At 61.4% G+C, this 21,166-nt stretch carries 18 protein-coding genes and 3 pseudogenes; 6 read left to right on the top strand and 15 right to left on the bottom strand.

Annotated features, from left to right (window positions below; translation table 11 throughout):
• Window positions 1–183: 183 nt before the first annotated feature.
• Both EY713_RS10190 and EY713_RS10195 read right to left on the bottom strand, forming a co-directional pair.
• Window positions 184–594: a hypothetical protein gene (locus EY713_RS10190; protein ID WP_131114689.1), complete on the bottom strand. Its 411-nt coding sequence runs from the start codon at window positions 592–594 to the stop codon at window positions 184–186.
• A 126-nt stretch (window positions 595–720) separates the two neighbouring features.
• A complete protein-coding gene (locus tag EY713_RS10195) occupies window positions 721–1,320 on the bottom strand; it encodes a cation efflux transmembrane domain-containing protein (RefSeq protein WP_131114690.1) in 600 nt (199 codons plus the stop codon).
• A gap of 145 nt (window positions 1,321–1,465) precedes the next feature.
• Between EY713_RS10195 and EY713_RS10200 the strand changes: the two genes are divergently transcribed.
• The 3 genes from EY713_RS10200 to EY713_RS10210 all read left to right on the top strand — a co-directional run bounded on the left by EY713_RS10200 (window position 1,466) and on the right by EY713_RS10210 (window position 3,822).
• Window positions 1,466–1,738, top strand: coding sequence for a metal/formaldehyde-sensitive transcriptional repressor (locus EY713_RS10200; protein WP_131114691.1), 273 nt, complete (start codon window positions 1,466–1,468; stop codon window positions 1,736–1,738).
• 7 nt (window positions 1,739–1,745) lie between these two features.
• The gene (gene dmeF, locus EY713_RS10205) at window positions 1,746–3,002 is read left to right on the top strand and encodes a CDF family Co(II)/Ni(II) efflux transporter DmeF (RefSeq protein ID WP_131114692.1); all 1,257 of its coding nucleotides are present in this window, start codon (window positions 1,746–1,748) and stop codon (window positions 3,000–3,002) included.
• A gap of 70 nt (window positions 3,003–3,072) precedes the next feature.
• Entirely contained in the window at window positions 3,073–3,822 is a 750-nt protein-coding gene (locus tag EY713_RS10210; protein ID WP_131114693.1) for an EAL domain-containing protein, read from the top strand.
• A gap of 432 nt (window positions 3,823–4,254) precedes the next feature.
• Here the strand turns inward: EY713_RS10210 and EY713_RS10215 are convergent.
• Window positions 4,255–4,998 (bottom strand): annotated as a pseudogene (locus tag EY713_RS10215) (IS3 family transposase); the annotation flags it as partial.
• 63 nt (window positions 4,999–5,061) lie between these two features.
• On the opposite strand from EY713_RS10215, the gene EY713_RS10220 reads away from it, so the two are divergent.
• A protein-coding gene (locus EY713_RS10220) for an IS3 family transposase (RefSeq protein ID WP_131113674.1) occupies window positions 5,062–6,242 on the top strand; the annotation gives its coding sequence in 2 pieces (ribosomal slippage) (window positions 5,062–5,323 and window positions 5,323–6,242; 1,182 coding nt in all).
• A 35-nt stretch (window positions 6,243–6,277) separates the two neighbouring features.
• On the opposite strand, the pseudogene EY713_RS10225 reads toward EY713_RS10220, so the two are convergent.
• Together EY713_RS10225 and EY713_RS10230 are read right to left on the bottom strand one after the other, a co-directional pair.
• Window positions 6,278–6,717 (bottom strand): annotated as a pseudogene (locus EY713_RS10225) (transposase); the annotation flags it as partial.
• Between the two features lie 152 nt (window positions 6,718–6,869).
• The gene (locus EY713_RS10230) at window positions 6,870–7,220 is read right to left on the bottom strand and encodes a hypothetical protein (protein WP_131114694.1); all 351 of its coding nucleotides are present in this window, start codon (window positions 7,218–7,220) and stop codon (window positions 6,870–6,872) included.
• Window positions 7,221–7,604: 384 nt separating this feature from the next.
• On the opposite strand from EY713_RS10230, the gene EY713_RS10235 reads away from it, so the two are divergent.
• Window positions 7,605–8,776, top strand: a protein-coding gene (locus tag EY713_RS10235; protein WP_425374332.1) for an IS3 family transposase whose coding sequence is annotated in 2 segments (ribosomal slippage) — window positions 7,605–7,890 and window positions 7,890–8,776 — 1,173 coding nt in all. Because the reading frame shifts where the segments join, the coding sequence is not laid out codon by codon here.
• Between the two features lie 1,827 nt (window positions 8,777–10,603).
• On the opposite strand, the gene EY713_RS10245 is transcribed toward EY713_RS10235, so the two are convergent.
• The 3 genes and pseudogenes from EY713_RS10245 to EY713_RS10255 form a co-directional block, all read right to left on the bottom strand.
• Window positions 10,604–11,428, bottom strand: a complete 825-nt coding sequence (locus tag EY713_RS10245) for an IS3 family transposase (protein ID WP_245572688.1) — start codon at window positions 11,426–11,428, stop codon at window positions 10,604–10,606.
• A complete protein-coding gene (locus EY713_RS10250) occupies window positions 11,401–11,748 on the bottom strand; it encodes a transposase (protein ID WP_131113309.1) in 348 nt (115 codons plus the stop codon). Before EY713_RS10250 ends, EY713_RS10245 begins: the two co-directional genes overlap by 28 nt.
• Before the next feature lie 177 nt (window positions 11,749–11,925).
• Window positions 11,926–12,344, bottom strand: a pseudogene (locus EY713_RS10255) (ATP-binding protein); the annotation flags it as partial.
• A 200-nt stretch (window positions 12,345–12,544) separates the two neighbouring features.
• On the opposite strand from EY713_RS10255, the gene EY713_RS10260 reads away from it, so the two are divergent.
• Window positions 12,545–12,805, top strand: coding sequence for a thioredoxin domain-containing protein (locus EY713_RS10260; protein WP_131114695.1), 261 nt, complete (start codon window positions 12,545–12,547; stop codon window positions 12,803–12,805).
• A 630-nt stretch (window positions 12,806–13,435) separates the two neighbouring features.
• On the opposite strand, the gene groL is transcribed toward EY713_RS10260, so the two are convergent.
• The 7 genes from groL to EY713_RS10295 all read right to left on the bottom strand — a co-directional run bounded on the left by groL (window position 13,436) and on the right by EY713_RS10295 (window position 21,163).
• Complete coding sequence (gene groL / locus EY713_RS10265; protein ID WP_131114696.1) at window positions 13,436–15,082, bottom strand: chaperonin GroEL; 1,647 nt, start codon at window positions 15,080–15,082, stop codon at window positions 13,436–13,438.
• Window positions 15,083–15,135: 53 nt separating this feature from the next.
• Entirely contained in the window at window positions 15,136–15,423 is a 288-nt protein-coding gene (groES, locus tag EY713_RS10270) for a co-chaperone GroES (protein ID WP_131113685.1), read from the bottom strand.
• 219 nt (window positions 15,424–15,642) lie between these two features.
• The gene (locus EY713_RS10275; protein ID WP_131114697.1) at window positions 15,643–16,794 is read right to left on the bottom strand and encodes an ABC-type transport auxiliary lipoprotein family protein; all 1,152 of its coding nucleotides are present in this window, start codon (window positions 16,792–16,794) and stop codon (window positions 15,643–15,645) included.
• Complete coding sequence (locus EY713_RS10280) at window positions 16,784–17,590, bottom strand: ABC transporter ATP-binding protein (protein WP_131114698.1); 807 nt, start codon at window positions 17,588–17,590, stop codon at window positions 16,784–16,786. The genes EY713_RS10275 and EY713_RS10280 overlap by 11 nt, the downstream gene beginning before the upstream one ends.
• A gap of 3 nt (window positions 17,591–17,593) precedes the next feature.
• A complete protein-coding gene (locus EY713_RS10285) occupies window positions 17,594–18,745 on the bottom strand; it encodes an ABC transporter permease (protein ID WP_425374355.1) in 1,152 nt (383 codons plus the stop codon).
• Window positions 18,746–18,755: 10 nt separating this feature from the next.
• The gene (gene cydB, locus EY713_RS10290) at window positions 18,756–19,769 is read right to left on the bottom strand and encodes a cytochrome d ubiquinol oxidase subunit II (RefSeq protein WP_131114700.1); all 1,014 of its coding nucleotides are present in this window, start codon (window positions 19,767–19,769) and stop codon (window positions 18,756–18,758) included.
• Window positions 19,766–21,163 (bottom strand): cytochrome ubiquinol oxidase subunit I, encoded by a 1,398-nt coding sequence (locus EY713_RS10295; RefSeq protein WP_131114701.1) that lies wholly within the window; start codon window positions 21,161–21,163, stop codon window positions 19,766–19,768. The genes cydB and EY713_RS10295 overlap by 4 nt, the downstream gene beginning before the upstream one ends.
• Between the last annotated feature and the right edge of the window lie 3 nt (window positions 21,164–21,166).

The following is a 21,166-nucleotide window of genomic DNA, read 5'->3' on the forward strand; positions in this document are numbered from 1 at the left end:
GACTTATGCAACGGCAACATTGTTGATTAGCTGGAGGCCGCATTACCGCGCAAAACTCTTGAATTACGCACCTGCTCTTTTGAACCATCCGGCCCGTCGTCGACCAGCACCTTAGCCAGTCCTACCTGACGTTTCTAAAGGGTTCCCTTTTTAAAGACTTCAATGCGAGGCATCATAGACGAGTCACATGCCGGCTGCACCGCAATGGCCTTTGCCCTGCTTGTCGACAGCCCAGATGCAGTCAGGCTCGGGATAGATCGGAAATACCCGGCCCCGCCGGCTTTCCATTGAATCGGCAGTGCCGAAACCCCAATAGTCGGCTTTCTTCGCTTTTTTGAAACAGGTGAACGAGCCGCTCGGGCTAACCCCGTACTCGGGTGCGAACTTCGGATAATAAAACCCCGTGCGGTGATCCGCCCATACAACACCGTCACCCGCGCAGCCGCCTTGTGCCGCAGCTTCATTCTCGAATGTCGGCACGGCCCCCAGGCCGTATTCGGAAGCGACATCGTCGTCGGCCAGTGCCGATGAAGCCAACACCGTCATGATCGCGAGCGATCCCGATCGTAAGTAGATGCGCCAGCTTTTGGACATCGTCTCATCCCTGATGTTTCCCGAGATCTATCACGCGCGACGGATGCCGCAATCAGGAAGTTGACGCACAACGACAAGCTGCGGAACGCTCGCAAAAGGCCCTTTTTTTTGCGGTTCAGAAGCGCGTCACGTCATGGCCGTCACATGTTCCTCACGGGCGGCGTCCCAGATTTCCTTTGCCGCATCTAAGTTGACGGCCGCGATGCCAAGGCCAACGATCAGATCAGGCCATGCCGATCGCCACAGGAAGGCTGTCACCAAGCCCGCAGCGATGATGGCGACGTTGGCGAAAGTGTCATTGCGCGACGACAAAAAAGCGGCCCGCGTGAGACTGCCCGCATGCGCCCGGTAGCGGGCCAGCATGAATGCGCAGGATAGATTGACGGCAAGCGCCCCGGCCCCGGCGAGCGACAGCGGCAACGGCGCGGGCGCAACCGGGACGTTGAACTTTCCCCATGCGGTCCAGAGGGTCGCCAGACCGGGGATCAGCAGAATGCCAGCAAGGGTCATTCCGACCCGTGCCCGGTGTTTCGCGCTCCATCCAAGGGCGGCGAGGATTAACAGATTGACGGAGGCATCCTCAAGGAAATCGACGCTATCGGCGAACAGCGACACCGAGCCGATGGCCAGGGCGACCGCGACCTCAATCCCAAAATAGCCAAGGTTTAGCAGGGCAACGAGGCGAACAACGCGGCGCAGGCCGATGTCGGGCAGGGGCAGATCCATGCTGTAATCCTACCACGGCCCGGGCTCCTCTATCCAGGGTTCGGCCACGACGAGCTTGGAAGAACTCGCGATAGCTGCGCTCGACGCACGCCAAACCAGATTGATTAACATACCCCCCTAGCCTATATCTTGCTACGGAGCGAACATGCATACCATCAAGGACAAGGCGAAGCTCACCGGCCGCGTGCGCCGTATCAAGGGGCAGGCCGAGGCACTCGAACGGGCGCTAGAGGCCGAACTCGGCTGTGCCGATGTGCTGATGCTGGTCGCATCCATGCGCGGAGCTGTGAACGGCCTAACCGCCAAGGTCATGGAGGATCACATCCGCCACCACATTGTCGATCCCGACAAGGTGGACTCCCCTGAGGCCAAGGGCGCGGCCGAACTGATCGAAGTCATGAAAACCTATATCAAATGAGGAGAAAATGACCGACAGCGACACCCTGCCCGGCCACAGCCACGTTTTTCTCGGCGAGGGGCACGCCGCCAACCAAAAGCGGACATGGGCAGTCATCGCCCTCTGCGCGGTTATGATGATCGGCGAAATCGTTGGTGGACTGCTGTTCGGCTCAATCGCCCTCGTGGCGGACGGTCTCCATATGTCGACCCACGCGGGGGCGTTGCTGCTCGCGGCGCTCGCCTACAGCTTCGCCAGCCGGCACGCTACCGATCGCCGGTTCACCTTCGGCACCGGCAAGCTGGGCGACCTCGCCGGCTTTAGCAGCGCCATTGTCCTCGCCATGATCGCGCTCCTCATCGGTTATGAGGCGGTCTCCCGCCTGTTCGCTCCGGTCCCGATCCAGTTTTACGAAGCTATTCCGATCGCCTGCTTCGGGCTGATCGTGAACATTGCCAGCGTCTGGCTGCTGAGCGGTAGCCATGACCACCATCACGGCCATAGGCATAACCACAGGCACGGCCACGATGATCATCACGCTCATGATGAGGAGCATCGCCTGACCTGCGGCAGCGGCACCATGGCGCTCAGCATCTTTGAGGATGGCGTACCGCCCCGGTTTCGTGTCCGCATCGAGGGCACCAACGAGCCCCGGCAGATGACTGTCGAGACAGTCAGGTCGGACGGCACGCGGCAGCTGTTTCAGATAGCAGATAAGGGCGCCTACCTTGAATCCATCGAGGATATTCCGGAGCCGCATGCTTTTGAGGCGCTTGTCCGTTACAGCGACTCCACGGGCCAGCAGCAGAGCCGCGCCACCTTCGCCGAACACGGCCACGCTGAACAAGGGACTCACCGCGACAACAATATGCGGGCGGCTGTCATCCATGTGATGGCCGATGCCGCCGTGTCAGTGCTGGTCATTGTTGGGCTGCTTCTCGCCCGCACGTTTGGCTGGCTATGGATGGACCCGTTGGCCGGCATCGTCGGTGCATGCGTGATCGCGTCCTGGTCCTATGGCCTTCTCTGCGACACGGGCGCGATCCTGCTCGACATGGTGCCTGACACCGCCACCGAGCGCGGCATTCGTCAGACGATCGAAACAGACGGCGATCGGCTTCAAGACCTTCACCTGTGGCGGCTTGGCCCCGGCCATCTAGGGGCCATCGTTGTCGTTGCCACACGGGAACCGCGCGGTCCAGCTTTCTATCGCGAGCAGCTATCCCGCTTCAGGTCGCTCTCGCACGTCACTGTCGAAGTGCAGCAACTGCAAAGCATCCGGTGAAAAGATCATTTTCTCACGCGGTCAATGATTTTGCAGGCGTGCCTGGAATGAACTGCCGCCAAGGCCATCCATGATGGGACATTCAGGCCTGCCATCGCCTTCACAGGCATCAGCGAGGCCATGCAGCAGCGAAGTCGAAGCCCTCGTGCGCTGGCAGCATCCGACCCGCGGCCTCGTTCCCCCGACCGACTTCATAACCATAGCGGAGGAAACGGGGCTCATCGTGCCACTCGGACAATGGGTGATGGAAGAAGCTTGCCGTCAAGTAGACTTCTGGCAAGCGGAATTTGGCGGAGCCGAGCCTCTCATCGTCAGTATCAATCTTTCTCCGCACCAATTCCAGCAGCCAAACCTTATTGAGGAGGTCAAGCGGGCCTTGCACATGAGCGGCCTGTCGGCAGCCTGCCTGAAGCTGGAGATCACGGAGGGCGTCATCATGCGCGATGTCGCGGCGACACTCGTGACGCTCAATCAGCTCAAGGAACTCGACATCCAATTAGCCATCGACGATTTCGGGACAGGTTATTCGTCGCTCGCCTATTTAAAGCGTCTGCCGCTTGATGTCCTCAAGATAGACCGCTCCTTCATCGGGGGATCGGTCGGAACCATGAGGATACGGCTATCGTGCGAGCGATCATCTCCATGGCCAAGACCCTGCATCTGTCGATCACCGCCGAAGGTATTAAAACAGCGGAGCAGGAAACGCTCTTGCGAGACTGGGCCTGCGATCGTGCCCAAGGCTACCTCTATTCGCGACCGCTCGATGCAAAAGCGCTTACAGCCCCCTCTCTGGCAGCTTGAGATTAGGGCTTATAGCTAGCAAATATTCAGAAGCAATCTTTCTACTATTCGTCTAGCTGTGGCCAGCTTCAGGTTAGTGCCATTGAGTATCGCGTTGTAGAATGGCGGCAAGCCGATGTTCCCCTCACTGGCTTGCGGGCCACCGAAATGATAGGCCGCCCGCAAGCAAACCTTAATGAAGCCCGAGTAAGGTCGAGACTTACCGGTCGCCGATGTCGCCTCCGGTGTGCAGCCCGCTCCGAAGCGGACCATCGTCTCACGGCCATACCCCGGGCATCTGAATGAACTCGGCAAACCGGAACAGACCTATCGAGAAACGGAACAGCTGTTCAAGAAGCCTTGTGATCCCAATACTATGACTCGAGCGGCGGGAACTGCTTTTTTGTGTTGAGGGAACGAGGATCGAGAACCCGAGCTTGATCGGCCCCCATCGGGTGGTCCGGGTTGATTGTTAGTTCATGGTCGGCCTGGGCGCCACCCTGAGCATGGCCGGCGGAGATGGTCGGGGTTTCGCAGCCGGCCATGCGGCGAAGGCGGGCACGAAGACCTCCGGCGCCGGGGGCTTGTAGCCGATTGATCCGTGCGGGCGCACAGTATTGTAATGCCTTCTCCAGCTTTCGATGATGACCTGAGCTTCCTTGAGCGAGTAGAAGATCTCTCCGTCGAGCAGCTCGTCTCGGAAGCGAGCGTTGAACGACTCGACGTAGCCGTTCTCCCACGGGCTGCCTGGGGCAATATAGGCGGTCTTTGCTCCAACCGCCGTGATCCAGTCTTGCACAGCCTGGGCGATGAACTCGGGGCCGTTGTCCGAACGGATGTGACCAGGCACGCCGCGCAGGATGAACAGGTCGGACAGAACGTCAATGACGTCGGTCGAGTTGAGCTTGCGCGCGACCCGGATGGCCAGGCACTCCCGGGTGAACTCGTCGACGACATTGAGGGTCCTGAACTTGCGGCCGTCATGCGTGCGATCCTCGACAAAGTCGTACGACCAGACGTGATCGCGGTGCTCGGGCCGGAGGCGAATGCAGGAGCCGTCGTTGAGCCAGAGACGTCCCTTCTTCGGCTGCTTGGCCGGCACCTTCAGCCCTTCGCATCGCCAGATGCGCTCGACCCGCTTGTCGTTTACCAGCCACCCGGCATCGCGCAGCAACGCCGCGATCTTGCGATAGCCGTAGCGGCCGTACTGCCGCGCTGATCGTCCCCCCTTGAAGTGGTCCATCCCGATGTATGGCTTTCGAGCCTGGAGGATGGATCGATGGGAAGACGACCGAAGCCTGAAGAGATCGTGAGCAAGCTGCGTCAGGTCGACGTGTTGGTCTCACAGGGGAAGACCGTTGCGGACTCGGTTCGCTCGATCGGGGTGACCGAGGTCACCTACTACCGGTGGCGGAAGGAGTTCGGCGGCTTGAAGCTTGACCAGGTCAAGCGCCTGAAGGAGCTGGAGACGGAGAACATGCGGCTTCGCAAGGCGATCGCCGACCTCACGCTCGACAAGCTGATTCTGAAGGAGGCGGCCTCGGGAAACTTCTGAGCCCCGCGCGCCGGCGCGTCTGCATCGAGCATGTGCGACAGCATTTGCCTGTCTCCGAGCGCCGCGTCTGTGCGGCGCTCGGTCAGCACCGCTCGACGCAGCGCAAGGCGCCGCGGGGCTTTGACGACGAAGAGGCGTTGACGGGCGACATCATCGAGCTGGCGCGGCAGTACGGCCGCTACGGCTATCGCAAGATCGCGGCGTTGCTGCGCGATGCCGGGTGGCTGGTAAACGACAAGCGGGTCGAGCGCATCTGGCGATGCGAAGGGCTGAAGGTGCCGGCCAAGCAGCCGAAGAAGGGACGTCTCTGGCTCAACGACGGCTCCTGCATTCGCCTCCGGCCCGAGCACCGCGATCACGTCTGGTCGTACGACTTTGTCGAGGATCGCACGCATGACGGCCGCAAGTTCAGGACCCTCAATGTCGTCGACGAGTTCACCCGGGAGTGCCTGGCCATCCGGGTCGCGCGCAAGCTCAACTCGACCGACGTCATTGACGTTCTGTCCGACCTGTTCATCCTGCGCGGCGTGCCTGGTCACATCCGTTCGGACAACGGCCCCGAGTTCATCGCCCAGGCTGTGCAAGACTGGATCACGGCGGTTGGAGCAAAGACCGCCTATATTGCCCCAGGCAGCCCGTGGGAGAACGGCTACGTCGAGTCGTTCAACGCTCGCTTCCGAGACGAGCTGCTCGACGGAGAGATCTTCTACTCGCTCAAGGAAGCTCAGGTCATCATCGAAAGCTGGAGAAGGCATTACAATACTGTGCGCCCGCACGGATCAATCGGCTACAAGCCCCCGGCGCCGGAGGTCTTCGTGCCCGCCTTCGCCGCATGGCCGGCTGCGAAACCCCGACCATCTCCGCCGGCCATGCTCAGGGTGGCGCCCAGGCCGACCATGAACTAACAATCAACCCGGACCACCCGATGGGGGCCGATCAGCGCCAGCTCGATGATGTCGCCCGTCAACGCCTCTTCGTCGTCAAAGCCCCGCGGCGCCTTGCGCTGCGTCGAGCGGTGCTGACCGAGCGCCGCACAGACGCGGCGCTCGGAGACAGGCAAATGCTGTCGCACATGCTCGATGCAGACGCGCCGGCGCGCGGGGCTCAGAAGTTTCCCGAGGCCGCCTCCTTCAGAATCAGCTTGTCGAGCGTGAGGTCGGCGATCGCCTTGCGAAGCCGCATGTTCTCCGTCTCCAGCTCCTTCAGGCGCTTGACCTGGTCAAGCTTCAAGCCGCCGAACTCCTTCCGCCACCGGTAGTAGGTGACCTCGGTCACCCCGATCGAGCGAACCGAGTCCGCAACGGTCTTCCCCTGTGAGACCAACACGTCGACCTGACGCAGCTTGCTCACGATCTCTTCAGGCTTCGGTCGTCTTCCCATCGATCCATCCTCCAGGCTCGAAAGCCATACATCGGGATGGACCACTTCAAGGGGGGACGATCACGCTTTTAGAACGGCTGGAGAAAACACCAGATTCGACGATCTTCTTCCTGCTCACCACCTTGCCGGAGAAAATTCCGCTAACTGTTAGGTCACGCTGCAGTGTGCTGGAGGTTTGCCGACTGGATAATGAGACAGCCCGTTCTTACGCGCTCTCGATCTGCGAAGACCGACATCTCCTTGCGGAGGCCGAAGATGAAGCGATTGAGCTCGTAGTCCGCAGTGCCCGGGGCCACGTCCGAGACCTCGTCCGCAATCTTGAGGTGGTTGCTGAGGCAGGAGCCATCACGGTTCAGCGGGTACGCCGTGTTCTCCGCCTCGACTACATCGACCGCCTCGCCGACTATCTCAAGTTGGTCGTTGAAGGTGGAGACCTCGGAGCTCAGATCAGACGGCTCGACGGGTGGCACGAAGAGGCGGCGACGAAGGCGACGCGAATCCAAGAAGCATTGTTCTATCTCGCTTGTAACTACGAGTTCGAATCGCCTCGGCCCGACCCGGTCCTCGCCGGCATTGCGGAGGAGCACAGGGTCGCAATTTTGGACGGCGTCCGAACACGTGCTGCAGCCGCGTCGATCTCAGTGAAGGATTATTGGTTGGAGCTCATCGAGCACTGGCGGCCTACTCATCAGAGCTGGAACGATAGTGATCTCGGTGCCGCGGTTATTCGGTTTGACATGCTGATGAATGCACGCGAGGCAGTAGTCACGAGGCGGGCGAAGCTGGATCGGCAGAGCCTTCCGGTTTCTGGCGAAATCACTCGCCTGATGGTCCCTCGCATTGGTGGACACCTTTGATACGCTCGGATGAGCGGGAAAGGTGTTTGGATGCCCAAAACGAGGCGGGAGTTCGCTCCCGAGTTTAAACGAGAGGCTGTTGCGCTGCTTGAAAGTAGCAGTCGGCCGTTGATGCAGGTTGCCACGGAGGTCGGCATCTCGCCGTCGATGCTGCGGAACTGGCGAGCGGCCATCCACACCGGCGCTGCCCGTTCGCGAGCGGTCGCGGCCGGGGTGCCGCAGCTCCCGTCCCCGGCCGACCAGGCTGCCGAGATTGCGCGGCTGAAGCGGGATCTCGATCGCACGCGCATGGAGCGCGACGTCCTAAAAAAAGCCATCGGCATCTTCGCGGAGGTGCCCAGATGAGGTTCACGTTCATCCGCGATCACGTCGGCACGTGGCCGATCCGGCTCATGTGCCGCGTGCTGCAGGTCTCTGCCAGCGGCTACTATGCATGGCGGGATCGCCCCGACAGTGCTCGGCTCGTCGCCAACCGTCATCTGCTTGGCGATGTCCGGCGTCTCGAGGCCGAGCATCGTGGCCGCTATGGCTCACCGAGGATGCACGCCGCGCTTCGTGCTGAAGGCCGGACGGTGAGCCGGGGACGCGTCGCCCGTTTGATGCGCCACCACGGGATTCGCGGCCTGGCAGGGCGTCGGTTCAAGCCTTGCACAACGGACAGCCGCCATGATCTTCCGATCGCGCCAAACCGGCTCAAGCAGGTGTTCGCGGCAACAACTCCGAACACCGTCTGGCTGGCGGACATCACCTATATCGCCACCGGAGAGGGATGGCTCTATCTCGCTGCGGTCCTCGACCTCGCCACGCGCAAGATCGTCGGCTGGGCGATGCGCGATCATATGCGCACCGAGCTGCCGCTCGCCGCGCTCATGATGGCCGCCCAGCGTCAACGCCCAGGGGCCGGGCTCATCCAACATTCGGATCGTGGCAGCCAATACGCCGCCGAGGTCTACCGAAAGCAGCTGGCCGTCATGGCGGCGACGCCGTCGATGAGCCGCACGGGCTGCTGTTACGACAACGCCCCGATGGAGAGCTTCTTCCACACGCTGAAGGTCGAACTCGTCCACCAATGTCACTGGGCGACACGCGACGAGGCCCGACGCGACCTGTTCGCCTACATCGAAGGCTATTATAACCGACGACGGATCCACTCTGCGCTCGGCTACAAAACGCCAGAACAAGCCGAGAGGCTGGCGGCATAACCCCCGTGTCCATCAATTCAGGGCACCATCACGCCGTGTGCGAGTGGTTAAACCGCGAAAGGCGGGCGGCATCGACGCCGCCATCGGCTTGGGATTGAGCGAGCCATATTTAAGCCGAGACGCGGCGCGACTGATCTGGAATGCCGGTTCCTTCCTCATCCAGGAACACGGGCTCTGCTTCAACACGCGTATCACCATACGCCACCGCTCTCGTGGGACACTTAGTCATGATGTTGCCGCCAAGCTCGTCGGACGGCTAACCCATCAGCTTGAACTTTGGCTCAGCCGCCGCCCAGACCGAGCTTCAGGACCTGCGCTGCCTTGGGTGTATGTGCAAGAGGTAGACGAGGAAGGTCACCTGCTGACCACTCTAGCGGCTTGCGTCGCAGAGCAACATCAAAACGGAGCGATGACTTGGCTTCGCCAGCGCAAGGCAGGGCCGGATTCGCAGCATTGGCGGGCCATTCACATGCGCTGCACAAAGGGGGAACATGACGAGGCGCGTTTGCGTCGGCATACAGCCTATCTCCGTCTCCTGTGCCGAGGTCTCGATACGAGGAGCAGCGTCGGCGGGGCTCAGTTCGTCGAGCAACTCGAAATTCCTACTACCTGGCGACGTGCCGCTGGTCGAGTCAGCTGCGCCCAACGCGTACGAGCCTCGAAGTCAATCGGGGAGAGTGCGCAACTCGCCGCGTGCAATGAGGGATGTGAGATGCTCTCAGCTTTCGACAATCAGGCCTGGAGCTTACTGGATGGAACATGGCAGCTGGAGGAGCACGCGCGTCGACTATCAGTGCGGGAGGCGCATACGCGTGAAGAGCGGGCGAGCGTCACGCCGATCGAGAAGCTTTCAGGACAGGTTGCCGACCAAGCTCGGGAGGAGATTAGGGTTAAGCTGCGAGGGCGTTGGCGCCGCGAGGCTCGTGAGCGTGCGCGCCATTGGCATGAATGGCTACCAACAATCAATCGCTTGACAACCAAGCAGGCAACACTTTGAGCAAAATAGTTTTTTTTCGGGTCTGATATTCAGTATACGTGCTTAGAGGCGGAAAAACTCAATCTTATTAGTTGGAGATTAGGAAAACATAAACAATACTTAGGCTAGCTTGTGCAAAATAGGCACCTTATTCGTGCAAAACAAATCGGAACCGCCCGATGGGGCGATTATTCTGCCGTGCCGGGAGGCTCGTTCGCCATGCTTGCAGCGGTTCCTGCTTCGGTGGCCCCCGATGACGCCCGGACGAAATTACGAACGACCGATTTCGACTACACGCCCTATCGCCCGGATCCCTCCGTGGGTCGGAACACTGCGATCGGGCTGGACACTCCGCTGACCGAAAAAACACCGACGCGTTCTCGGCCTACACTGATCTAGTGTCAGCGTCCGGTGAGCACCGCCTTGCGGGGTAGGGTCTTGTTGAGAACTGAGCGTTTGGACAGTCATACGCACAGTGCCTTTGGTCGGCTTGAGATCGTCAAAGCGGGCCGGCGACGCCGTTGACCGGAAGATGAGAAGGCCCGCATCGTGCTGGAGAGCATGGTCGGCCCCCGGTCGGTGTCAGCGACGGCTCGACGTCGCGGCCTATCCCGGGGCTGCTACTGACGTGGCGGCGCGCTTTTAGTAAGCGTCAGCCGAAGCCCGTCTTGCAGCTTTTCGAGGTCGTGAGAACCTGGCTCCTGGATTGGGTTGGGTGGAATGGACGATGCGGGAGAGAGTGGGCTCGGGAGTGGTCGTACAAGGGCTCGGGAGGTTCACGCCGAGGTTCTGTGTCAAACAGCAGTGAAGGTTGCCCCCTGATTGGAGTGGGCCCCTTCCGGTGGACGGTTTTAAGCCGCCGACTTGACCGTCTGCCGGGTGAAGTAATCCTCGAACTGTTTTGGGCTGAGATAGCCGAGGGCAGAATGCAGCCTCGTAGCGTTGTAGGTCTCTTCGATGAAGCGGGGAAGGTGTTCGGCCACATCCTCGAACGTCTCGAAGGCCATCGGGTAGACCGCCTCGACCTTGAGGGTCTTCATGAAGCTTTCGGCCTTGGCATTGTCGTATGGATTGCCACGTCTTCCCATAGATCCTTTGAGGCCGCGGGCCGCGAGTTCGTCGCGGTAGACCTTGGCAGCATATTGCGATCCTCGATCCGAGTGATGCACGCAACCGGACGACGGTTTGCGATCCACAACGGCAGCCCTCAGAGCCGCCAGGGTCAACCGGGCATCGATCGATCGGCTCATGGCATAGCCCACGACCCTTCTCGACCAGGCGTCGAGGACAATGGCAACGTAGACGAATGAGCCGACCACTTGAACGTAGGTGATGTCGGCGACCCAGAGTTGGTCTGGCCCGTTCAGCGCCATGTCCTGTGTCAGATTGGCGAAGATGGGATGATCGTGATCACTGTCGGTCGTGATGGTTGTGCGCCGTCGGATCCGCGGTTGCAGGTCATGCTCGCGCATGAGCCGGCGGACCTTCTTGTGATTGACCACGAGACCCTGCTGCCCAAGAGCTGCTCGAACACGACGCCATCCGTAACGCTCGAACTCTTCGCAGATCCGCCACATCGCTTCGACAAGGGCGGTTTCGTCGACGGCAGCCACCGGCCCGTCATAGAACGTGGAGCGAGCAAGACCCATCAGCCGGCACCCCTCTGCGACAGACAAGCCGCAGGGCCTGCTAAGGACACGGGCACGCTTTTCGGCCGGAGAGATGCATGAGAAGCCCCCTTTAGAAAGTCCAGCTCGAGAGCCTGTTTTCCGACCAGCCGCTCAAGCGCTGCGATGCGCGCCTCATAGGCCTGCAGAAGGTCTGCCGCGCCCAGGTCCTGATCGAGCGCCCCCGCCTGAAACTTATCTACCCAGATCCGGATCAGGTTGCGTGACAGATCGTGGCGCTTGGCGAGACCATGCAGGGTCTCGCCAGCCAGGTACTCCTGGACAACCTGTCGCTTGAATTCGACGCTGTGGGTTCGGTGTTGACTCATGGACTTTCATCTTTCGAAAGCCCGACCTCCGGTCAATCGACGATCGCCAACCTGTCCATTGTCAGGGGCCCACTCCAGATCGGCGTCCAAAACTGACCCCCTTGAGACGTGCTGAGGCGGTAGCACCCGCCCTACGGAGCTGGTCCGGGTTGCGCAGCCGGGCGGGTGCGGGGTGGATCAGGCTCGGTTCTTAAAGCGCCAGCTCTCGTTACCGGTTTCGACGATCTCACAGTGATGGGTGAGCCGGTCGAGGAGCGCGGTGGTCATCTTGGCGTCGCCGAACACGTTGGCCATTCGCCGAAGGCCAGGTTGGTCGTCACGATAACGGAGGTCTGCTCGTAGAGCCGGCTGATCATGGGGAACAGCAACTGTCCGCCGGACTGGGCAAAGGGCAGGTGGCCGAGTTCGTCGAGCACGATGAAGTCCATGCGGAACAAGTAGTCGGCCATGCGACCTTGCCGTCCGGCCCGCGTCTCGGCTTCGAGCCGGTTTACGAGGTCGACGACGTTGAAGAAGCGACCGCGTGCGCCGTTGCGGATGCAGGCCCGGGCGATCGCGAGGGCAAGATGGGTCTTGCCGGTCCCTGTGCCGCCGACTGGCCGGCCCCCACCGAGCGGTCCAGGGTTTATGTTAGTTGATCGACGGCCTGAGTGCGAGGGCTGGTGTGTCCGGCGAAGCTGGTCCGGGTTGCGCAGCCGGGCAGCTGGCCGCCGTTGATTGAGCACAAAGGAGCAGTGATCCCTCTTTTATTGAGGGATCGAACCTTGGTGAACGTTTGAGGAGGCCGTCTTGCTCTTTGAGCAAGGGACCCGCTCAACTATGGCTGGCGCGACTATGGGCAGCTCAATCCGCAGTGGACGCTCACCATGAACGGTTCGAGGCGCAGTTGGCGGAGAACGATCAGGCGTTGAAGGCGGCCGGACATTGGGGAGTGCCCACCATTATCTTCGAGAATGAACCCTTCTTTGGCCAAGATCGCTTTGACATGCTCGTGTGGAGGCTGAAGCAGCGCGGCATCGCAAGCAGAAGCGGATCGCCGAAGGGCAAATCCTTGTGAGGTTCCTTGCCCACCCCGCGCTTTGATCCTAGCCGGACCGCCGCCGCACTTGGCGCCGAGCTCCGGTCCGGGAGGTTGGACCCGTGCGGCCTTGTCGAGGAGACTCTCGCCGCGATCGCCGCCTATCCCGACAAGACCATATTCATCGAAGTGACGGCGGCACGCGCGCGCAAGGAGGCGGCGGCATCGCGTGCTCGGCTATGCTCGCATAAAGCCGTGGCATCCGCGGACTATGTGTTGACGACCTTGTCGCGCCATATCGCTATGACGCCTCGCCCTCATGGGCCCCGAGCCTCCACCGCTAACCAGGCGGGATGGGGACCGCCGGGAAACAAGGACCGAAAGGCATCGGTAAAGCATGGCTCCTTGAAGGGGGTCGTGCAGGATTGGGGTACATGGATTGGCGTCCAAACCCCAAGGACGATGCTCCATGGTGATGGATCGAGTGATGGCGCATCCGTCCGCGTTGACTGCTTAGCGGCAGGAAGCGGTGCATAAAGGCCGATCGCACAACTCCGGCCTCCCTGTCACAAGGTTGCACTCTCGATCCAACGGTTGACGACGGCGTGGCTCCGAGGTTCGGACCTGAGACGTAATTAGTTGGCTTCGTCTCTCGCAGGCGAAGCAGCGTTAGTAATCCATGCCACCCATGCCGCCACCACCACCACCCATAGGCATCGCGGATGCGCTGTTGGGCTTGGGCGCATCAGCGATCATGCTTTCCGTCATGATCAGCAGGCCCGCTACCGAGGCCGCGTTCTGAAGTGCGGTCCGAACGACTTTCGTGGGGTCGACGATGCCGGCCTCGATCATGTCGACATATGTCTCGGTCTGGGCATCGAAGCCGTAGGTCAGCGAATCGCTTGCGCCAATCTTTCCGACCACGATCGAGCCTTCCAAGCCAGCATTGTCGACGATCTGGCGGATCGGGGCTTCCAGCGCCTTCAGCACGATCTTAATACCGGCTTGGACGTCCGGGATGTCGCTCTTGAGCTTGCCGACCACGCGCTTCGCCTGCAGCAACGCGGTGCCACCGCCGGAAACGATGCCTTCTTCAACGGCCGCGCGGGTGGCGTTGAGGGCGTCGTCGACGCGGTCCTTCTTCTCCTTGACTTCGACTTCAGTCGAGCCGCCAACGCGGATGACCGCGACGCCACCGGCCAACTTGGCCAGACGCTCCTGCAGCTTCTCTTTGTCGTAGTCGGAGGTTGTCTCTTCAATTTGCGCCTTGATCTGCGCGATGCGGCCTGTGATTTCCTCCTTGGACCCGGCGCCGTCGATCAGCGTTGTCGTCTCCTTATCTATGCGGACGCGTTTGGCTCGGCCCAGCATGTCGACGGTCACCGATTCAAGCTTGATGCCCAGCTCCTCGGAGATCATCTGCCCCTTGGTGAGAATCGCGAGATCCTCAAGCATAGCCTTGCGGCGATCGCCGAACCCAGGCGCCTTGACGGCTGCGATCTTAAGGCCACCTCGCAGCTTGTTGACCACGAGCGTCGCGAGAGCCTCACCCTCAATGTCCTCGGCGATAATGAGCAGTGGCTTACCGGTTTGCACGACGGCCTCAAGCACCGGCAGCATGGCCTGGAGCGACGAGAGCTTCTTCTCGTGGATGAGGATGTAGGGATCCTCGAGCTCGGCAACCATCTTCTCGGCATTGGTGATGAAGTAGGGCGAGAGATAGCCACGGTCGAACTGCATGCCCTCCACGACATCGAGTTCGGTGTCGGCCGTCTTGGCTTCCTCGACCGTAATGACGCCCTCGTTGCCGACTTTCTGCATTGCCTTGGCTATCATCTGGCCGATTTCCGTGTCGCCATTGGCCGAGATCGTGCCGACCTGCGCGACTTCGTCCGACGAGTTGATCTTCTTCGAGCGTGCTTTGATGTCCTCGAGGGCTGCCGTGACGGCCATGTCGATGCCGCGCTTGATGTCCATGGGGTTCATGCCGGCCGAGACGTATTTGACCCCTTCCTGGATCATGGCCTGGGCTAGGATCGTGGCGGTCGTGGTGCCGTCGCCGGCGATGTCGTTCGTCTTCGAGGCCACCTCGCGCACCATTTGGGCGCCCATGTTCTCGAACTTGTCTTCTAGCTCGATTTCCTTGGCGACTGTAACACCATCCTTGGTGATGCGGGGTGCCCCATAAGACTTGTCAATGATGACGTTGCGACCCTTGGGGCCAAGCGTCACCTTGACCGCATTGTTGAGTATTTCGATGCCGCGTAACATGCGATCGCGAGCATCGGCGGAGAAACGGACGGTTTTGGCTGACATAAGATACTCCTGAATCTTGTAGGTTCACCGAAAAAGGGGAAGGGAACCGGCGGTCAGCCGACGACGCCCATGATGTCGCTTTCCTTCATGATGAGAAGTTCTTTGCCGTCGATCTTGACCTCCGTGCCCGACCACTTGCCGAACAGCACCTTGTCGCCCGCCTTGACGTCGAGGGGCATCAACTTACCGCTTTCGTCGCGACCGCCGGGGCCAACCGCGATGATCTCGCCCTCCTGCGGCTTCTCCTTGGCGTTATCCGGAATGATGATGCCGCCTTTGGTCTTCTCCTCGCCATCAAGGCGACGGACAACGACGCGGTCGTGAAGCGGGCGGAACATCATGATGTCGTTTCCTTGTGGTGATCGAGGCGACACTTGGAACACGTCGCGAAGTCGGTCGGTCGATTCAGGACCCGACGCATGATCCCCGTTGCGATCATATTATCCCCGGCCGAGCCTTTTTGGGTCGAGCGAGTCCGAGGACTCGCTATGCATAAACGCACGCCACCGCGCAGACGCGATTTACGCTCGGTTACAAGCCGAGTCACGGCGCTGTACGGATCACGGATCCGAGGAAGCTTTCGCATTCTGATCGGGCTGCAAGGCGACCCAGGTGCTGAGATCTCCGACGGCAGCTCGAAACGCGACGTTGAGGGCCTTAACGGAGGCGAGGTCGTCCGAAGCGCTGCTGGGTTCTCGACCCTCAAAGAGCCGCATCGCGAGAACGTGGCCAGACGCTGACAGCAGCTTGGCCGAGAAGGTTACGTCGGCCATGCGGTCCGGATCGGTCGAAATATCAAAGCGCCGAAGATCGAGTTGCAACTGCCGATCCTCCTTGCCGAACTCCGTGGGCGCAACCAGCGTCGTCACGATCTTAGCGTCATCTAAGCTTTCCGCTATCTTCTGTTGCAGCAGACTTGGAAGCGCATCGCTCCACTGCATGGTCCCGATGGGCGTGAGTTGGCCGTCCGGCGATCGGGTCAACAGCCGCTGAGTCTGTAACGCGACGACAGCCGTCGGGGTGCCGATCACGATCTGCCCGGCCGGTATGGCGGATGGACCGGGTAGCTGCGGCACGGCTAGGTCGTAGATCGGCGGCGGAATCTTCGCCGGACCGGCACCCGCCATTTGTGCGAGGCCCGTCATCACGGCGTCGAGGCGTCCTGCATTCTTGGCGAGAGCACCCGAGAAGACCTTTAGGTTATCCAATGTCGCCTTGAGGGCCTCGGAGTTGTCGCCCAGAATAGCATCGACACGGCTGAGGGTCTCTTGTGCGGACTGCGTCAGGCTGCGCCCGGCCGCCGTATCGGCGATCAGCATCGGCATGTGCCCGCCTTGTGGCTCCAACGGCAAGGCGGAGGGGTCGCCGCCGGTCAGCGATACGGCACCCGTGCCCATCAGACCCTGGCTCGCGATACCGGCTTTGGTATCCTGTCGCACCGGCGTCCCGGCCGCCAGGGCAAGGGTCGCCACCACGTGCCGAGGATCGTGCGGGTCGACCTCAAGCGCCGATACGGACCCGATCCGCATCCCGTCAAACAGCACGGCCGCGCCCGGCTGCAGGCCTGAAATCTGATTGCCGAAGCGGACCTGCACCGTCTCGGACTGGCTGAGAACGCCGGCTCGGTTGAGCCAGAACACGAACCCGATGCATGCCACAATGACCGCAGCCACGAAGCCGCCGATGGTGAGATAGCGGGCGTTAGTTTCCATCGGGGTTGCCTTGACGTTCGGGGGCGGGTTCCGCAATGGCGCGACGGGCGCGCGGGCCGGCGAAATAGGCTTTGACCCATGGGTCCTGGCTGGCCAGCATGGCACTCATCGCCCCGAGCGCAACGATCCGACCCTCCGCTAGCGCGGCGATCCGGTCACAAACCGCCGCCAAACTGTCGAGGTCGTGAGTCGCCATGACGACCGTGACGCCGAGCGTGCGCTGAAGCGTCTTGATCAGGAGGTCGAACTCACCGGCCGCGATCGGGTCCAGCCCCGATGTCGGCTCATCCAAGAAAACGATGTCCGGCTCGAGCGCGAGCGATCGGGCCAGCGCAACCCGTTTGATCATGCCGCCGGACAGTTCGGCCGGGAACTTGTCCATGTCGTCCGGTGCCAAGCCGACCATTCGCAGCTTGGTGACCGCGATCTCGCTCCGAAGAGCGGCAGGCAAAGCGAGATACTCCCTCATCGGGAACTCGACGTTTTGCCTGACCGACAAGGCCGAAAACAAGGCGCCTTGCTGAAACAGTACGCCCCAGTGGCGCTCGACCGCATGCATCGCTTCTGTATCGAGCTTATCGACGTCACGGCCAAGGATCTTGATCGTGCCGGAACGTTTTGGCAGGAGACCGAGGACGGTGCGCAGAAGCACGGATTTGCCGCCTCCAGAGGCGCCAACCAAGCCCAGGATCTCGCCTCGACGCACGTCGAGGTCGAGCTTGTCGATGACGAGATGCGGGCCGAAGCCGACGACGAGGTTTTGCAGGCTGATCGCGATGGACGGGGCATGTTCCATGGCTCACATCCCGATCGCTGCGAAGATCATGGCGAACACGCCATCGAGAACGATCACAAGGAAGATCGACTCGACCACCGATGCAGTTGTCCGCAGTCCGAGCGACTCCGCGCTCCCCTTGACTCGCAGCCCCTCGGCGCAGGCGACGACCCCGATCACTAGCGCCATGAAAGGGGCCTTGAGCAGCCCCACCTCGAGATGCGTAACCGAGACGGCGTCGCGCAATTGGGCCAAGAAGACGATGGGGCTCGTGCCGCCATAGAACCAGGTCACCAGTCCACCGCCCGTCAGAGCCGCCATCGCGCCGACGAAGGCGAGGATCGGCAGGGCAAGGACGAGCGCGACGATCCGTGGCAAGATCAGAACCTCGACCGGATCGAGCCCCATGGTGCGGAGGGCGTCGATCTCCTCGCGCATCGTCATCGAGCCGAGCTCGGCCGTGTAGGAACTGCCGGAGCGGCCCGCCACCATGATTGCGACGACGAGAACGCCGAGCTCGCGCAGCACCAGGATACCGACAAGATCGACCACATAACTTTCCGCCCCGAACTTGCGGAAATTAAAGATCCCCTGCTGGGCGATGATGGCGCCGATCAACAGCGTGATCAGGACGATAATCGGAATGGCCTGGAAACCCACTCGATCGAGCTGCTGAACCGTCGACGTCAAACGAAATCGGCGCGGATGCAGGACCACCCGCCCGAGTGCGGCCGCCACTGCGCCCAGCATGGCGAAGAACACGAGCAAACCATCCCAGACGCCGACGACCCCGCGACCGAGGGCCTCGATCCAGGCCAGCTGTTGCGACCTAAGCGGCGGAACCGCTTGGCGCCCGTCAGCTTGGGTGACCATATCGAGGAGCGCTCTATACCGATCCGGGATGGCTTTGACCGACACCGACAGCCCGGTTGGTCGTGGGCCGGCGATCAGCCGGTTGAGCAGGCAGGCCCCGAACGTATCGATCGTGCCGACGCCGCCGAGGTCGACGACGACCGATGAGGATCTAAGCGCGGCGGCTGCTTTGTCGATCAAGGGAGCGAGGGCGACGACATGCGTGATCGTCCACGATCCGGCCGCGATCGCGATGGCAGTGCCGTCCCGTCGGGTCGACCAGCGCAAGCTGCCCGGTTGTGAGAGGGTCGCCATCGACGTCAAGGCCCGCGGCTCAATGGTAGCCGAGGTCCGCTCGGACCTTTCCGCGGAACACCCAGTAGGACCAACTCGTGTAGAGCAGGATGATGGGGAGCAGCAGGAGAGTTCCCACCAGCAGGAAGGCTTGAGCTTTGGGCGAGGAGGCCGCTTCCCAGAGCGTGTAGCGATAGGGAACGATCATGGGCCAGAGGCTGATGGCGATCCCGAGATACGACATCAGAAAAAGCCCGACGGTCCCGAGAAACGGGCCGAAACTCGACGTGCTGCGATTGAGGGATCGCCATACAAGCCACGCCAGAGCGAGCGTGATGACCGGGATCGGCAGGAGCAACGCCACGTTCGGCCACGAGAACCAGCGCTCGGCGATCTGCGCCTGTGCCATAGGGGTCCAGACGCTGACGGCGCCGGTGCAGGCGAGCACACCGGCGAGGGCCCATCGACCGTGCCGTCTTGCCTCGGCTTGAAGGCCACTTTCGAGCTTCAGGATGAGCCAACCAGATCCAAGAAGGGCGTAACCGAACACCAGCGCGACCCCTGTCAGAAGGCTGAACGGCGTGAAGCAATCCAGGCTGGTGCCGACGAATTGGCGTCCGTCCACCTTGAACCCTTGGATGAACGCTCCGAGAACAATGCCTTGTGCAAAGGTTGCGATGATCGAACCATAGAAGAAGCCGTGGTCCCAGAATGTCCTGTGGGCCGCGTCACGGAAGCGGAACTCGAAAGCGACACCGCGAAACACGAGAGCCAGCAGCATGATCGCGACGGGAAAGTAGACCGCCGGGATGATGATCACGAAAGCGAGCGGGAAAGCCGCCATCAGCGCGACACCGCCGAGAATGAGCCACGTCTCGTTGCCGTCCCAGACCGGCGCGATGCTGTTCATGACAAGATTGCGGGCGCGCGTGTCTTGCGCGAAGCCGTAGAGAATGCCGACGCCGAGGTCGAAGCCGTCGAGCAGGACATAGAGGAACACGCCGATCGCCAGGATCGCGGTCCAGATAGGAACGAAGCTCTGCACATAGCTCATGACGTCGTTGCCTCGATCAGGGTTCCGGGAAGCGCTTCCACCGGCTGCGCCGGGCGGCCGCTTTCGATCGCGGCATTGTCAAGCCCGATAGGACCCTTACGGATGATCCGCGCCATAACGAGCCCGCCTCCAGGGAAGATGACGAGGTAGACCAGCACGTAGCCGATCAGTGTGAGAAGCACATTCCAGCCGGTGAGCGACGGCGTCACCGAATCGGCGGTCCGCATCAGGCCGTAAATGGTCCACGGTTGCCGTCCGACCTCCGTGGTGGTCCAGCCTGCAAGCACAGCGACGAAGCCAAGCATCGATGCGGCCTGGCAGCAACAGAGGAAGGCGACGCTTTGAACGTATCGCTCGCGGCGACGCAGCACGGTTCCCCAAAGCACCAGGGCCAGCATCATCAGGCCGCAGCCGACCATTATCCGGAAAGCGAAGAACGGAGGCCCGACTGGGGGACGCTGATCAGCGGGCCATTCCTTCAGACCCTTGATCTCGCCGTCGAGGCTGTGGGTGAGCACGAGGCTGCCGAGCCAGGGTATGGCGATCTCGTTGTGCATAACGGCCGCTTTGTCGTCGGGAATGCCGAACAGCGTCAGCGGAACGGGGCTCGTCGTGTCGTATCTCCCCTCGATCGCGGCCAGCTTGGCGGGTTGGTACCGGAGCGTGTTGGAGCCATGCAGGTCGCCGAGCACGATCTGCAGAGGCACGAGGAACAGCAGGAGCCACAGGGTGGTCGACAGCATCAGCCGCCCTTCGGGGCCGAACTTGCCCTGCCGGATCAGCCACGCCGCCACGCCGAGCACCACGAAGCCGGTGGTCACGTAGAAGCCGACCACCGTATGGGCGAGCCGATACGGAAAGGAGGGGTTGAAGATGACCTGCCACCAGTCGGCCGGGAAAAAGCGTCCGTCGACCACCTCAAAGCCGGCCGGCGTCTGCATCCAACTGTTGACTGCCAGAATCCAGAACGAGGAGAACAACGTGCCGAACGCTACCATCAGGGCGGCGACAAAGTGCGCCCAAGCAGGGACCAGCTTGCGTCCGAACAACAGCACGCCAAGGAAAGCCGCCTCGAGAAAGAAGGCGGTCAGTCCCTCGTAGGCTAGCAACGGAGCGATGACGTTGGCGGTTGCGTCCGAGAACCGGCTCCAATTGGTGCCGAATTGGAACGGCATGATGATGCCGGAGACGACCCCCATACCGAACGAGACCGAAAAAATTCTGATCCAGAAGCTTGAAACGCGAAGGTAAATCTCCTTTCCGGTCCAGAAATGAAGGCCCTCGAGCACCGCAATGTAGGACGCCACTCCGACCGTAAAGGCAGGCAGCAGGATATGCCAGGCGATGACCCACACGAATTGAAGACGCGACAGGATGAGTGGATCGAGATGCATGAG

This window comes from Lichenihabitans psoromatis, from assembly GCF_004323635.1.
Taxonomy (GTDB): Bacteria; Pseudomonadota; Alphaproteobacteria; order Rhizobiales; family Beijerinckiaceae; genus Lichenihabitans; species Lichenihabitans psoromatis.

Excerpts from the sequence above, each read along its gene's own strand:
- groL (WP_131114696.1), bottom strand. The coding sequence starts at position 15,082 with ATGTCAGCCAAAACCGTCCGTTTCTCCGCCGATGCTCGCGATCGCATG.
- groES (WP_131113685.1), bottom strand. The coding sequence starts at position 15,423 with ATGATGTTCCGCCCGCTTCACGACCGCGTCGTTGTCCGTCGCCTTGAT.
- EY713_RS10190 (WP_131114689.1), bottom strand. The coding sequence starts at position 594 with ATGTCCAAAAGCTGGCGCATCTACTTACGATCGGGATCGCTCGCGATC.
- cydB (WP_131114700.1), bottom strand. The coding sequence starts at position 19,769 with ATGAGCTATGTGCAGAGCTTCGTTCCTATCTGGACCGCGATCCTGGCG.
- EY713_RS10195 (WP_131114690.1), bottom strand. The coding sequence starts at position 1,320 with ATGGATCTGCCCCTGCCCGACATCGGCCTGCGCCGCGTTGTTCGCCTC.
- EY713_RS10200 (WP_131114691.1), top strand. The coding sequence starts at position 1,466 with ATGCATACCATCAAGGACAAGGCGAAGCTCACCGGCCGCGTGCGCCGT.
- EY713_RS10280 (WP_131114698.1), bottom strand. The coding sequence starts at position 17,590 with ATGGAACATGCCCCGTCCATCGCGATCAGCCTGCAAAACCTCGTCGTC.
- EY713_RS10275 (WP_131114697.1), bottom strand. The coding sequence starts at position 16,794 with ATGGAAACTAACGCCCGCTATCTCACCATCGGCGGCTTCGTGGCTGCG.
- EY713_RS10295 (WP_131114701.1), bottom strand. The coding sequence starts at position 21,163 with ATGCATCTCGATCCACTCATCCTGTCGCGTCTTCAATTCGTGTGGGTC.
- dmeF (WP_131114692.1), top strand. The coding sequence starts at position 1,746 with ATGACCGACAGCGACACCCTGCCCGGCCACAGCCACGTTTTTCTCGGC.
- EY713_RS10210 (WP_131114693.1), top strand. The coding sequence starts at position 3,073 with ATGATGGGACATTCAGGCCTGCCATCGCCTTCACAGGCATCAGCGAGG.
- EY713_RS10250 (WP_131113309.1), bottom strand. The coding sequence starts at position 11,748 with ATGAGTCAACACCGAACCCACAGCGTCGAATTCAAGCGACAGGTTGTC.